The 15,329-nt window shown below is 38.8% G+C and carries 9 protein-coding genes; 5 read left to right on the plus strand and 4 right to left on the minus strand.

Annotated features, from left to right (window positions below; genetic code table 11):
* Positions 1 to 197: 197 nt before the first annotated feature.
* Together VQ048_RS10260 and VQ048_RS10265 are read right to left on the minus strand one after the other, a co-directional pair.
* Positions 198 to 716, minus strand: coding sequence for a hypothetical protein (locus VQ048_RS10260; RefSeq protein ID WP_327611598.1), 519 nt, complete (start codon positions 714 to 716; stop codon positions 198 to 200).
* 11 nt (positions 717 to 727) lie between these two features.
* Positions 728 to 4,402, minus strand: a complete 3,675-nt coding sequence (locus tag VQ048_RS10265; protein ID WP_327611599.1) for an alpha-amylase family glycosyl hydrolase — start codon at positions 4,400 to 4,402, stop codon at positions 728 to 730.
* 352 nt (positions 4,403 to 4,754) lie between these two features.
* Here VQ048_RS10265 and paR1 point away from each other — a divergent pair, with 352 nt between their 5' ends.
* The 4 genes from paR1 to msrB all read left to right on the plus strand — a co-directional run bounded on the left by paR1 (position 4,755) and on the right by msrB (position 12,870).
* Positions 4,755 to 7,877, plus strand: a complete 3,123-nt coding sequence (paR1, locus tag VQ048_RS10270) for a T9SS-dependent surface protein PaR1 (RefSeq protein WP_442872819.1) — start codon at positions 4,755 to 4,757, stop codon at positions 7,875 to 7,877.
* A gap of 134 nt (positions 7,878 to 8,011) precedes the next feature.
* Positions 8,012 to 8,716, plus strand: coding sequence for a phage tail-like protein (locus VQ048_RS10275; RefSeq protein WP_327611600.1), 705 nt, complete (start codon positions 8,012 to 8,014; stop codon positions 8,714 to 8,716).
* Positions 8,717 to 8,729: 13 nt separating this feature from the next.
* Positions 8,730 to 12,314 (plus strand): VPS10 domain-containing protein, encoded by a 3,585-nt coding sequence (locus VQ048_RS10280; RefSeq protein WP_327611601.1) that lies wholly within the window; start codon positions 8,730 to 8,732, stop codon positions 12,312 to 12,314.
* A 40-nt stretch (positions 12,315 to 12,354) separates the two neighbouring features.
* Positions 12,355 to 12,870: a peptide-methionine (R)-S-oxide reductase MsrB gene (gene msrB / locus VQ048_RS10285; RefSeq protein ID WP_327611630.1), complete on the plus strand. Its 516-nt coding sequence runs from the start codon at positions 12,355 to 12,357 to the stop codon at positions 12,868 to 12,870.
* A gap of 87 nt (positions 12,871 to 12,957) precedes the next feature.
* Here msrB and VQ048_RS10290 read toward each other — a convergent pair whose 3' ends face one another.
* On the minus strand, positions 12,958 to 13,353 hold the full coding sequence (locus tag VQ048_RS10290; protein WP_327611602.1) for a hypothetical protein: 396 nt from the start codon (positions 13,351 to 13,353) through the stop codon (positions 12,958 to 12,960).
* 123 nt (positions 13,354 to 13,476) lie between these two features.
* On the opposite strand from VQ048_RS10290, the gene VQ048_RS10295 reads away from it, so the two are divergent.
* Complete coding sequence (locus tag VQ048_RS10295; protein WP_327611604.1) at positions 13,477 to 13,845, plus strand: helix-turn-helix domain-containing protein; 369 nt, start codon at positions 13,477 to 13,479, stop codon at positions 13,843 to 13,845.
* A 77-nt stretch (positions 13,846 to 13,922) separates the two neighbouring features.
* Here the strand turns inward: VQ048_RS10295 and VQ048_RS10300 are convergent, their stop codons facing one another.
* On the minus strand, positions 13,923 to 15,254 hold the full coding sequence (locus tag VQ048_RS10300) for an alginate export family protein (protein WP_327611605.1): 1,332 nt from the start codon (positions 15,252 to 15,254) through the stop codon (positions 13,923 to 13,925).
* Positions 15,255 to 15,329 lie beyond the last annotated feature (75 nt).

Here is a 15,329-nt window from a genome sequence, read left to right on the forward strand (position 1 = left end):
TTACTCGAAAGCAAATGTGAGAAAAATTTTCATTTAACCCAAGGGAAGTTTCGACTTCCCTTTTTTATTTGCTCTCTCTAAAAAGTTACCTTTGTGAGTTGAATGTGCCTAATGTTTTTCCCGCCTGCAAAAATAACAATAAAAAAATAGGCCGCCCCACCAAAGAGACGGCACAACAAAATCATAAAAAACACCCCCTAAAGCCCCCAAAAAGTCCACTCCAAACCATTAAATACACACCACAAACGAAGAGCCTTATCATAAACCATTGTCCCCGGCTCCGGCTCACGAATCGAAAGCCAAGGTTTAGACTCTCTAGGCAGCACCAATGCTTTCCCCGGAGCATTGAGAGCCAAAACAGCTTGAGGCACATTAAGAGGCTCTCCAATGATTACGTCGCCACCGTTCATCGGCTCACTTTCTAAAAGTTCAGCCTCCTCCAACTCCCCAACCGTCCCTTCTCTCAGAGAAAGATCCTCCCAAGACTCACCATTGTACCACAACACTTTCTTGTGCTCTAAACTATACCCCAAAGTCCCCGCTGAATGCTCCACCACGTCCAACTTTACCAACCAAGGCAAAATAACTCCCTTGCCTGTGTCTTCAGGAAAATCTACAACAGCCGAACCTTCCACCTCAAGTTTCCCTCCAAACGCAACCTGAGCAGAAAAAAAATCAACAAATAATATTCCTAGTACTATCCAAAATCGATTCATCGCTTTTCTTATTAAAAATTTACCGGTATAGCCTTTTGACGGATGCACCCCCATTGCATCCCATCATACATCTTAATGCATTTCTCATTTTCATCATAAATCAACATCCCTTCAACAGGCTCTTTAATATAGTCCTTGATAGCTTCCCCAAAAGGAACCTTCCCAATATAAACTCCTTTTTCTTTCGACTCCAAAACCAAGATACCATTCTTTTTACGCATCAAACCATCTTTTCTCGTTAAAGAGGAAATAAGGACATCGCTATTCTTTGCTTCCCCAACCGAGCCAGGTTTATGACAATCTCCTCTGTAAAGTGTAAATCGTTGCTCCTGTCTCGTCTGATTTCCAAAGCTATCCGAAGCCTCCCATACAACCGTATTGTCTCCATTATTAGGTTGCCAGCCTTCCAGCGTCTTCAAATCAACCTTCGCCCCATTGAGCTCCACAACTTTCAGAAAAACTACTCCACTATTGTCCGCAACAGATCCTAAATCCGCTCTTCCCTTATCCCATTTCCCAACCAAAACATCATAAGACCCATCGGAAATACGGTATTGACAATAATCCGTCTCAATAGTCTTGTCTTCAATATTAAAAACAGGAGGAACAATATCCGCATTAGAAAGAATATACACCGGATCATGAGTGTATAAATGATACCCGTCCGACCTATCTGCCACAATATATGGAGAACCATCCACCTCCGGATTCCCATTATATTTATACCACATCCCCGTCGAAGAATATCCCGGATAAACACTATGAGAAGAATTCACATCAAAATTTCCTACAGCAATGACATGAACTTTACTCTCTGCATCATACAACGACATCGTCCTATGCCAGTCGTAAGGCACCGAATTATTCCTAAAATCAAAGGCATCATACAACCGATAACGGTTTCTAAACTTAAATACCGTTGAATAGAGTCGATATAACTCCATCCTTTCCGGACTGTTATCATAACCCAACTCCCAAGCTGATGCTTTTTTTCCCGTTCTTCCGTTTTCATTTATGGAAATATCATAGCCCAATTCCCCAAACTGCCACACCATCCTCGGCCCAGGCAAAAATAGATTAAACGCAGCCACAAGCTTAAGCCGATTGGAAAAATACCGCAGCGTTCCATCGTTATTAACCCCATAGTTCTTCACCTTATAACCAATGCGTTCCTCATCATGGCTCTCCATATAACTCATGTAATTGGCATAAGTAAAGCCCCTATACGAAAAATAACTGGAATTAAAACTCCGCGGCAAACTTCCTTCCGCCATATGCACCCAATCGTCCTGAGGCCCCGCACCCGACCACATCAAAATACCGTAATCTCCCAACACCTTATCTTCCTCATCCTGTGCCAAATGCTCAAAAATAGCATAGGTTCCAGGATGTTTGGCCCACATTTCATCCACCATCCTCTTAAGAATATTCACTCGGCACGCATCGTACGAACTCGCCCAAGGATCCATCGGATCTGGCGGGGATTGAGTAAACCCTTTCGTAAAATCAAAACGAAACCCATCAAATTTAAACTCCCTAATCCAATAATCCAGTATATCATCAACCAATGCCTTGGTATGATTGCTCGCATGATTAAAATCAGCCCCCCAATGCCCCGCTCCATCATACACCGCCTTATGTTCCGAGTTAAACCATGGATTATCTATCGCCGGTCGATTATTGACCGCATCCCAATACATCATCGCATGCGGATTAGAATAAAACGCATGATTAAGAACCATATCATTCACCACCGCTATCCCTCTCTTGTGCGCCTCATCGATAAATTTCTTCAAATCATTAGCCGTGCCGTACGCCTTGTCCAAAGCAAAATAATAATTAGGATTATATCCCCAGCTATCATTTCCCTCAAACTCCGAAACCGGCATCACATGAATAGTATTGATCCCCATCGCTTTAAGATAATCCAATTTCTCGGTAGCGGCCCTATAGGTTCCTTCCGGCGTAAAATCCCTAAAATGCAACTCATAAACATTGAGATTATTCCCTGATATTGTCCTTTTGAATTCAGGAATCGCCCATTCGTAAACCTCTTGTTTTAAATCCAAAACCGTGGCACGACCTTGCGTCTTACCCAAAGGATAGGCTATAAGATTAGGATAAACTGATGAATCGATATACCTATCATCCGGATCCGACACCCTACGCCCATAAGGATCTCCAATACGAACCGATCCATCAATAAAATACTGATAAACATATTCATCCCGAATGGGCAGACTAAAATCCCGTGTAGGTTCAAGCGTAATCCACCAATAATCGCCATCCCTTTTCATCTGATATTCGTCCCTTATTTGCCAATCGTTAAAGTCCCCCAACACAAATACCACTTTTTTTTCTTCCGTAGTGGAAGAGTAAAAACCTCCTCCACATCCCGTAAAATCATAGGACGTTGTAGTAGGCGTATGGAGAACCAACGTCACCTGACCTTCATTTGGAAAATTATAGTTAGCCCCATTTTTCGCACCCTTTGGCATGGCCTGAATTACAGAAGCCCCGTAAGGTTTTACTTTAAACATTTTATACTTTTCCTCTCCATTGTAAGATGCACTTAGTTTAAAGTAACGCATAGCCAAACCGGAAATACTATAGGCATACTGATAAACTTCCGAAATCTCTGAAGAATGGACTATTTCGTGTTGATTCCCCAGCGTATCCAGCTCAAAAAGAGTCCAATTTACACGCTCATTCGATACCGCACGAACAGAAAGGGTTTCCTCCATAGGAGCAACATACGGATCCACACTAGGAGATTCCAACAGGAAATAAAACCCCGGATTAACATTCACATGGTAATTGTTTCCATTTTGATCCTCTCGCAGAACGCCATCACTACTCCTGAAAAGAAAATTTATAGCAAAAACATCATCATTACTCGATAGCCCATAATAGCCATCTGTATTAGAAATCACAATCTCCCACTGATCGCCTCCTATTTTTTCCATTTTTCCAACGCCATCCTCCTCCCCCCAGTTTCCCACTACATTGGAAAAACCCTTACTTTCCGGATAGTCCACACCAACGCCAGAATGGAAATAAACCGCATCCAGACCCGACAGCGATGTACCCGAAGCATCCAGCGTAATCGTTATAGGCTCATTCCTTGAAGGATAATTTGGAGAAACAGTCACCCTTCCATTCAGCACCAACCTATCCGTCACTTTAAAAGTTGCCCTATAATAAAGCCCAGAACGATCGTCCTTTTTCAAACCTTCATTAGAATCCGCATCAAAATAAATATCTATAACATAATCCCCCACAGAAAGCCCATCCAAAAGACTAACCGAAACCTGATCATTTTTCCATAATTGATTATTGGGATTCCCATCCACATTATTACTATTCCATTGCAAAGTAATACTTTGAAACCCCGAAGCTTCTTCTCCCTTCCTATAAGTACGGTAGTAAAGATTCGCTCCAAAAACATCCCCAGATCCATCCTTCCAAGTCTTTACTTCTCCTCCTTTGAGCTTTAAAACACTCGCAGATGAAAACTCACCTAAATAAACTTCATTAAAATCCGGATTAGAAGTGGATGCCATGGCATCATAGGTCTGAACCCCACTACCGGATTCCAAAAAAACATAAGTCTGATAAATCCCCGTACCCGCTCGAAACCCTATAAAACAAAAGAAAAATACTACAAAAAATAGAATTCTGTTCATAGCTAAAAAATAAGAACATCAAAAATAATATCCCTTCCCAAATCAGCCAAATTAAACCTCATGAGAATATTCAGATTTGCTTGTTACTTTCAACGTCTTCTCAATAACCTTAACATCAAAAAAAACTACATTAAAAACAAAAAACCAAATTTAAAGTGCCTATTTCCCCCTTTCATCCAAAAAAACAACATGATATTTATCAACAAAAGAGCATCAATCAAAAACAAACCAAAATACTAATTACCAAACAATTACACAAATAATATCCATTTTTAAAAACCTATCCAACTAATTATCAACACCTTTTAAAAACAGAAAAACCGCATCAAATTCCTTAAATTTGCAAAAAATCATGAAAATGCATTATAAAAACTATTTTCTAATAGCAGGCCTTTGCACCGCTATGCTTTTCAAGTCCCAACAAGCTCAACCAGAGCTCTACGACCCTTACACACCAGAATATTTTTTGGTAAGTAAGGAAGATCCTGCATGGTTAAAACTTATTGTGGACAACCCAAGGGGTGTAAACTTCTTTGAGATGGAGAAAAAGTTTGGCGAGTGGTTAGAGAGCGACCCCGATGCCAGAAGAAAAACCCCAGAGAAAAAACCAGCCGTAAACTTCTACCGAAGATGGCAAAAAGCATACAGACCTTTTGTAAATGGCAATGGAGAAATTGTGCTTCCTACCAAAAAAGATTATTTTGCCCGATTAGACCAGCAAAACCAAAGAAGCAACCAGCTAATGGCTAAAAACCAGCAAGGTTTAGCCCTATTGGGAGCTAATTCTACTTCTGCAAATACAAAAAAATGGCGTAATATAGGACCGTTTACAACCTCCAGAAACACACCAAACCCCGATCCAAACGGGAATTATTATGTAGAATCTTATGACTCTCACGCCAATGTATTTAGGATAGATGTCTTTAAAAAAGACGCTAACATATTATACTCGGGAGCAGAAACCGGAGCGGTATTCAAAACCACAGATAAGGGGCAAAATTGGACGGCCTGTGCCCCCGATTACAACTTTGGTGAGAATATAACCGCTATCAGAATAGATCCCAACAACGCTAATACGGTATGGGTAGGCTCTACCTCAGGACTATTTGTAAGTAAAGATGGCGGTAATACTTTTAGCCGAATAACAGAAATTACCACTACCGTAAATAGCATAAGAGTAAGCGATGACAGCAAAATAATTACTGTTGCTACAGGAGAACAACATAAATTTGGAGGAAGTAACATCAACAGACAAAAAGATGGTTTTTACATTTCGGAAAACGGAGGTTCTACTTTCCGTAAAGTAATAAATGGTATCTTCTACGACCACGAACTAAAACCTAAAGACTCTAAAGTAGTCTATCTACTCGGACGAAAAAATTTCAGTTGGTATTCCACCCTCCACATCTCCTACGATGGTGGAAAAACCTTTAAGAAAGAAATAACCGTAATACCTTCCGCCAGAATAGGTCGTTTGGCTGTAAGCGATGCCCCAAACGGGGAAAGCTACCTCTATGCCTTGGTGAATGTGGAAAAATCGGGCTATGCTTACGGGCAACCTCATATTCTACAGAGTAAAGACAGCGGACTCAATTGGACCGACAAAACCACTATAACCAGTAATGTAAATGAACGCCAAAACACCTTTTGCTATGCAATCGACGGCAAAAACGGCGGACAGGGGTATTATGATATGATGATAGGCGTTTCGGGAAATAACCCTGAACACGTGATTTTTGGACTTTGTAGTGCCTACCGTTCATTAGAAGGAGGTTCTGGCGGTTATTGGGATAATACCATAGGAGGTTACTGCAATGGAAACTTTTCTATACACCCCGATATGCAGGACATCGCTATCGCAGGCGACGAAGTTTGGATTGCCAACGATGGAGGTATTAAATATTCTCCTAATTTCTTCAAGAATGAGAATGGAAAAATCACAGGAGAAAACCGTGTTAAAGGCATCTATGCCAGCGATTATTATGGGTTTGGACAAGGCTGGAACGAAGATGTGATGGCGGGCGGAAGATGGCACAACGGCGATGCAGTAATGATGAAAAGCTATGGGGAAGGCAAAGCCGTCTATGTAGGCGGCGTAGAACAAGCTACGGGCTATGTCATGCTAAGCAACCCTAAAAAAGTGTATTTTTCTGATGCCGGAATGTTCATTATGCCTGATAGGATTGATGGTAATGTAACCAGTCCTCCTTTTATTTCTGTTTTTAACAAACAGCCTTACGAAACGCTAAAATCTAATGGTTTCTTCGGAACGGATCCTCGTTATGCTCAAAGAATTTTGTATCACCCAAAAGAAAGATCAGGTGGTCCTACTATGCAAATTTGGGAAACCCCTGACGAAGGGCAGACTTTCAACTTATTATTTGATGCCAAAGATCAAATTTCTAATGTAGAATTTGCCCGTTCCAACCCTAATGTGATTTACGCTTGTGGGTGGTATTTTATCTACAAATCGGTTAATAACGGAAAAACTTGGGAAGAACTTAAAATTCCAGATGAATGGGGTGGCCCTATTCCTATCATTGCCGTAGATCCTAAAGATGAGAATAAAATATGGCTAACTCAACCTTTCAAGTCCGGTGGAGTAATATGCAGCACAGACGGAGGAAAAACTTGGCAGAATGTTTTAGAAAACAATTCTACAATGAAAAATATAGCCTTCCGATGGATAGTATTGGCAGGTGATGAACACAATGGAGTCTATTTAGGTACCGAAAATGGCTCTTATGTTTACTATAAAGATGACACTATGACGGAATGGATTGATTATTCCAATGGTTTACCTCCTGCAGCAAGGCTTACCCGCTTAGTACCTTTCTTTAAAGAAGGAAAACTAAGAGCAGCTACTAATCATGGGATATGGGAAATCCCTCTATACAGGGATAAATTTAAACCTATTGCGCAACCATTAGCCACCAACATCAGTGAAGCAAGATTGCCTAATGCCAATATGACTGTAGAATTTGAATCTTATTCCATTGTGAACCAAAATGGAGCTACTTGGGAATGGTCATTTAATCCTCAACCTCATTATGTGAGTGATAAAAATGCCAGAAACCCTAAAGTGATTTTCAAATATAACGGCGAGTATGATGTTACCCTAAAAGTAACCACTCCTGAAGGCACACACAGCAAAACCATCGAAAAAATGATTGTGGTAAACAATGGAGTTCTTGGGACTAACGAAACGCAAGAAGCAAGCAACCCTAAGAAAATCACAGTGTATCCTACCTTATTGAACCAAGGTGAGGCGCTTCGCGTTAAATTGGGCGAACCGAGAGAGAAAGCCCAATTCAAGATTTACAGTGCCAACGGTGCTTTGGTTAAAACGGTGGAAATAGATGCCAACGCTTCCAAGGAAATCACGGTTCCAACGCAAGGATTACAAAAGGGAGTTTACCTCTTCCAATATTCTACTTACAGCTACGTACAACGTGGGAAGTTTATAGTTAAGTAGAGCTATCTTTCTCCTCTTTCTATATGAAGCTATCCAGACAACGGATAGCTTCATATTTTATAGTTCTCTACAGCGCTCTTACTACGGCAGAAGCAAAATACTTAAATTTGCACCCCTTTTTTAAAAAACAATCTATGAAAAAATATGTATTTTCTTTATTCTTAATTTCAACATCTACAGTTGCGTTTTCTCAGGTAGGAATTAACACTGAAAATCCTAAAGCTACCTTAGATATTGTAACTAAAAATCCTGATGCGCCAGACTCTTCCGCTGGTATTCTAGTACCTAGAGTGTCCCAAAATCCAACTTCTGGAAATGAGAAAGGACAACTGATATTTAATACTCAAGAAAACGCATTCTTTTTTTGGAATGGAGCTTCTTGGGTGTCTATCAGTCAGGGAAATCCTACTGCTCAAAATTATGCCCATTTTAAGGATACCAGAAGTTCTAGTAGTATTTCTGTAACCCAAGGCTCTGTAGAGACTACTATACCTGACACTACTATACAATTTTCTCTAAATGAAAGTAGGCAAGTGCAGTTTAACGGAACTATAAACTTCAAAGGAAGAAGTTCAGCTTTTGCTCCGCTATTTAAGCTAAAACTTACCAACACATCAACTAATACAACAGAAATTATAGACAGAGCATCTAACACATTTTTATCTGATGGTATTACAGACTACTATGGCAATATGCAGCTATTAACCATAAAAGAGCTTCCAGCAGGTAACTACACTACAGAAATTATAGCCACTTATAATGATTGCTGCAATTTCAACTTCACTTATGATGTGGGTGGTAATGATACTCCCGTAAGTCTATTAATTCAATACAAATAAAAGATAAAGAAATATGTTCAGATATTTATTTTCTATCTTTCTATGTTTGGTAGGAATCTTAAAAGCACAAAATGATAAAACTCCTGCATTCTATAAAGAAATGCAGAAAAACAAACCTAATGTGTTCGTCGTAGATTCCTTATATGATATTTATAGAGCAAATACCTCTTTAGATTTTGATGCTGAGACCTTGGAAGAAATCAAAAAAATGAAAGCTTCCAATCCAAATAAAGTACAAAAATCACCTTGGTTATCTAACGCTAGACAAGAGAATAGTCCTATCAAAAAAGAATTTCGTAGTGAATATGAAAAAGAATACCTTGAGTGGCGTAGAGAGATACAACCTTATATAAATGGGAAGGGGTATATAGACTATCCTTCCACACAAGAGCTTAACCAAACTTTTTCCCAAAAACCTAAAGCACCTTTACTAAGAAGAGTTTTAAGGAGTTTAGGTGTAGCAACTAGCAGTACCTCATCTAATATTTATGACAGTTCTGAAATACCTTATCACGCCACTTTTTCAGGGTGGCATTATTATGGTCCCGTTCAGATGCTTTCTAATACGGGGCAGAATAATGTTACTAGCCAAGCTAATGTGAGAGCCTTTGCCCAATCGCCTACTAACCCTAATCATACCGTGTGTGCGGTGGAGAATGGAACCATTTATATCTCACACGATAAAGGCAAGATGTGGCATTTAGCAACAAAAGATTATGATATTAAAAATATTGCCGCACTAAGTTTTTCGGCTTCAGATGAAAATATAATTTATGCTGGAGCAGGGACGGGTCTCTATGTTTCTAGAGATGGTGGCATTACTTGGAAACTTCTCTCTGATTTTAATAATTTAAAAGAATATGCTAAAGTGGGTAATAATATTACCACTATCATAAGTGTTTCTACTGATGGTAGTGCAATGAACGACAATGTCTTAATGGCAACTAACCGAGGTATTGTTAAACTAAGACAAGTTGAAAGTGGTTCGTCTGTAAGCTATCAATATGAAGTTAAACTTTCTCTTTGTGTTACAGACATTGTCCAACGTCCTAATCATAACAATGAGTTTTATGCGGTGGCTTATGATGAAAACACCAAGTTCATGTATTTCTATAAGTCTGTAGACGGTGGCGAAACTTGGGAAAGAAAAGGCGTTAATGGTAAAGGTTGGCATGAGCCTGCGACAAGTATGGAACGCTCTTGGGGAGCGAGGCTTACTGTAACACCGGCTAATGATAAAGTGGTTTATGCTTATATTATTGCCAACGAAACCTCAAGAGATAATGGGCATTGGGGAGTGTATAGAAGCGATGATGCCGGAGAAACATGGCTACTTCCCAACCCTAACGGTCCTGGAGCGGGAGCTAACGGATATAATAGTTCAACTAATATCAATATAGCTACTTTTCCCTTTCAGCCAACGGGAAGCTATACACAAGGGTTTTATAATTGTGCCATCATTGCTTCACCTACTGATGCCAACACTTTCATAGTGGGTGGTCTTAACGCCTATATTTCAAGAGACGGTGGGCAAACTTTTCAATATTTTGGAGGTTATCGTGGTCCCAAGCAAATCCATGTGGATATGCAGACATTCTATCAGCAGACTAATGCCGACGGTAGCGTGGATACGTGGCTCACTACTGATGGAGGTATTAACTACTCTACTGATTTTTTTGATATAGTAAATGAAGTAAGAACTTTCGGACTTGGAGGTGATTATTGGGGCTTTGACCTTGGTGAATATAATACTAATATGGGTGGAGGTATGTATCATAATGGGGACAGCTACCATGTTTCTACCTATGGCACAGGTATTTTTAAACATTTAGGTGGTGGTGAGAGTTCTACAGGCTATATTCTTCCAGGTAGTGATGAAAGACATTTTGTATTCTCAGATTTTCAAGGTGTTATTGTTTCTCCTGACATTAACACTACTTATACTCCTGCATATAAATTAAACCCTATTCCTCTAGAACCCTATGCAGGAAGAGGGATACCTTATTACACCCAAAGGGATCATAACGGAAATATGTACTATTTTACGCAGACCAATGAAGAAAAAGCTTTAGGTAAATTTAATCTACAAGTTTATAATTATAAGGATAACAAAGTTTACTTATTGAAGGAGATGACTACCGTGCCTACCGCAGCTCCACAACAATATACGGTATCTTTCTCTAACCCTTTGTATCAGTATCTAATTGTAAATAACACCCTATATGCTTCCACAGATGGAGGGAAAAATTGGGAAGAAAAAACAACGCCTTTCGTTAATAATATGAATTTAGCGGTTTCGGATAGTGACCCTAAAACCATTTATGTATTAAGAAGCTATACTACAGGAAACGATATTTTAAAAATCAGTAGAGATGGTGGAAATACCTTTCAAAATATTAGTAATCCAAACACTAGCCGAAACTACAGGCATATCCTTAATGTGAGAGGGACTGATGTGATTTTCATTTTTGGAAATAACCAATCCAAAGTGTATTATTATATTGATGGGGCTTGGAAAGAATACAGCGAAGATTTACCATTTAATCTCAATATTCTAGAGCCTAAAATACAATACCGTACAGGCGAATTTTTCATGGCTACTAGCGGAAGTGGGATTTGGACGAGAAGACTTCCTGATGAGGTTTTGGCTAAAATGAATGTAGTTAAAATCAACATTGAAGCTCCTAAGAAAACAACCATTATTAAAGACTTTGTATTTCAACCTACTAATATTTCACTCTATTATGGCAAGAATATTGTGAAGAAGCAATGGGAGTTTCCTGGAGCTACACAAGTAAACAATGCAGATACTGATAAACCTTCTGTAGTGTATAATAAATACGGAAAATTTGGTGTAAAACTAACTCTGACCGATAGTGATGGTAAAACTTACAGCCAAACCTTCCCTAATTTTTTCACGGTGTATCCTTACTGTGCGTGTGATGCTCCGAATATCATGAAAAATTTGATAGGTAATACTTTAGTTTGGGTAGATGCTGGAAAAACAAACGAGCAAAACCAAACCGTAGTTGATAGAGTTACTAACGAATCTTATAGTTTAGTTAACGCTTCTAATAACATAACTTTAGAGCAAAATCCTAGCCTTTATAATGGTAAAAAAGTATTAAGCTTTAAATCTGGTGATAGCTATATAGACTTGGGTAAAACTTATGAAGGTAAAACCTTCTTTGTGGTTTCTAAAGTAAATCCTAATGCTAATAATAACTTTAATTTCTTATTAGGAGATAATAATTATGCTGACTTTCATAGTAATGGTAGATTTGGTAGTATCTTTAGTGCAAGATATATGTCAGATAACAAAAGATTTGATGTTTTACAAAGTGGTAAAACGATGATTAACGGCGTGGATAAAAACTATTTTATAACTAATTTTACAACTGATAACCTAGCCGTTTATGCTCTCCGTGTAGCTAATGACAACACCGTTGCACGAGTGCGTTATATCTCTAAAGACAGGGGGCAAACCAATCGCTCTTGGCGTGGAGAAATAGCAGAAGTTATTGTTTTTGATAAGCTATTAACTGACGAGGAAATGAAAGAAGTCAATACTTACCTCATGCAAAAATTTGGTTTGTAAAAACAGAATATATCATTAAAAAATCTCTACTTTTGTGATGATGAAATCAATAATTATCTCATTAGTAGGGATTTTTTCTTTACTACAATGTTTACCCAAAAACTCTAATATGGAAAAGCCTCAATCTACAGAAAAGAATCCTTATTACTCTCGTACAGATTCTACTCCAGTAAAGTTGTCCAATGAAGAATGGCATAAGGTCCTTCCACCAGAGCTTTATTCTATTGCTAGAGAAGCCGAAACGGAAAGACCTTTCACCGGCATATACAACGACTTTGATAAAAAAGGAAATTACTATTGCGCAGCTTGTGGCAACCATTTGTTTAAATCTGATTATAAGTTTGCTTCCTCTTGTGGTTGGCCAAGTTTTTTTGAAGTGAATAAAGAAGGTGTTATCTACAAGATAGATTCTTCTCACGGTATGGAGCGTACCGAAGTTTTATGCAAAAGATGCGAAGCTCATTTGGGGCATGTGTTTAATGATGGACCTCCACCTACGGGCATACGCTATTGTATGAATTCTATAAGTTTAGATTTTGTTCCTGAGGAGGAATAAAATAAAAATGTCTCTCTGCAATATGAAAAATGTTAGACTGTTTTTATAGTCTAACATTTTTCGTTTTATCAGAAAGTAAATTTAAAATTAGTACAAAATCTCCGAAGATTTAGTTTCTCCCTTTTTAAGAGTTATAGCTGTTTTACCAAGCAATTTTTCATTACCATCAAAAACAGCGAAATAAAAAGTGGTTTGAGTGTCAATGATATTCAAATCAAATGAATCAAGTAGCTCAAAGGTTGCAGTACCTCCTTTGTCAGTTACTACTTGTTTATCTGCGTGAAATGGTGTGAAAAAACTAGAATTTGGTCCTTTGCCTGTTTTAAACATATAAACCGTTGTAGTGGCTTGTAATACTCCGCTTTTCTTAACCGTAATCAAGGCTTTTGTTTCTGTTTTAGTTTCTTTATCGTCATCTCTATTGCACGAAAACAAACACATACTTACAGAACAAACAAGAATGAATAATAAAAATTTTTTCATAGTTTAAATTTTAAGTTAATATTATTTTAGAATTTATTTTCCACAAAGGTCAAAAAATTTATTTTGCTGAAATTTTTAAAATTGTATATTTGTATACGCTTTTTGGATATAAAAATGCATAATATGAATAAAATAGGAGTTAATATAAGAAGATTGAGAGAGAGAAAAGGGTTTTCTCAGGAGTATGTAGCACAAGAACTCAACATAAGTCAAGCGTCTTATGCGAGATTAGAAAATGAAAATACTAAGGTAACTGTAGAAAGATTATCCAAAATAGCAGAGATATTAGAAACAGATATTACAGAGTTCTTCAACGAAAACAGATTGAGTATTCAAACTCAAAATAACTATGAAGGCTCTTATGGTAATGGATATGTTCAAAATTTACATATAGAAAATAAAGAAACTATCCAAAAGTTGATAGAGTCTTACGAGGCTAGAATAAAAGAAAAAGATGATATAATAGCCCTTTTAGAAGAGCTTGTACACTAATTTCTACCGATTTGTTGCATTTTTTGGGCGACAAAATGCAAAATAAACCGCCCTCGGAGGGCGGTTTAAACAAAAAACTAAAATTTAGCCTTAAAAATCTGAGGATTAACATTCAAACTTAGCCAAGCCCAATCCTGATAAGTTCCCGCCGTAGTTTTATTCTTCAACGCCCGAAGCGTATCGGTCGTCAAAAAGAACGAGTAACCGCCTACCAACTGAGCGTAAGGCCCTATTTTATACCCAAAGGTAAAATCCCACTCGTTCCCCAAATAAGACGATCTTTTTCTATCGCCGTCATAAACCCCTGCTCCCGCATTGAACACATGAGCATGAGCCCCCAAATCCAAAGAAGAATTAACCTTGGCCGAAAGCTTTAGGTGGGTATCCAAAAGCCCCACGTTTTTATGAGCGTTTCCAACATAGAAATAATCCATAAACCCATAAAACTTATGATGCGTACCATAAAGCGGATCAAACACCCTCGACACTCCTCCCGAAGCATTCGTCCGATCCCCGGAAAGATAATCCACCCCGAAAGTCAAGTTAACGGGAGAGACAATCTTATACCCCAAAGATCCCGAAACCAAATAAGCCGACTTATCTACTCCCGACGCATTTTTACCCGTCTGGTAGTACGCAGACAAATGCCCATTCCACAAGCCCTGCTTCCCAAAATAGTTAACTCCGAACGTTTGCAGGTTCTGTGTTTTAGCCTCAGGCTGAAGCGCATCGTTCCTAAATCCTAAATTATTAACCAAAACCGAAACATAAGACTCCCGAGCCACAGCATACTTAAAGTGAATCATCTGCATATGCTGATAAGGCTGCGCATCCGAAGGTGAAAAAAACTGCCCCGACGGATTATTGACATTCGACGGTCCCTGAGTCGTTTTATAATTCTGATTAAAAGCCGCGTAAACATTCACAAGAGATTTATCCTGCTTCCATTCCAAACCAAGAGCATCATGACTACGCCCCGCAGGATGCCAATCCAACGCCCCGAAAATCCGTTCGTCATCCAAAGAAATCACCTGACGCCCCACTTTGGTTCGCAATCCCTCGGAAAGTTTCAAATCCGCATACGCTTCATAAACCGAAAGCCCGCCACTAGGATCCACCACCTGAACCTGATTCGCCTGCCCCCAAACATTCACGTTTTGCACCGAAAGCCGAACTTTAAGCATATCCTTATGCGCATAGTTCATTCCCAATCTCGTTCTGTTATGCGTCAAAAAAGCATTTTGTTCGCCTGTTTCCAAAGGCGTATAGGCCCCATTGCGATATTCCGTCCTAGGCCGAATCTGCAAAGACATATCAAACGTATTTTCCGCAACGTCCGATTCCTGAGCCCAAAGCAAGGACGAAGAAAATAAACAAGCTCCTAGTAAAGGCAAATAATAAGTTTTCATAGCATCACAATTGCATTATTGACAAACAAAATTAGTTATCATATTCATTCTTTTTCACCTCAAAAAACATGATAT

Source organism: Bergeyella anatis (assembly GCF_036016955.1).
Lineage (GTDB): Bacteria > Bacteroidota > Bacteroidia > Flavobacteriales > Weeksellaceae > JAYWXI01.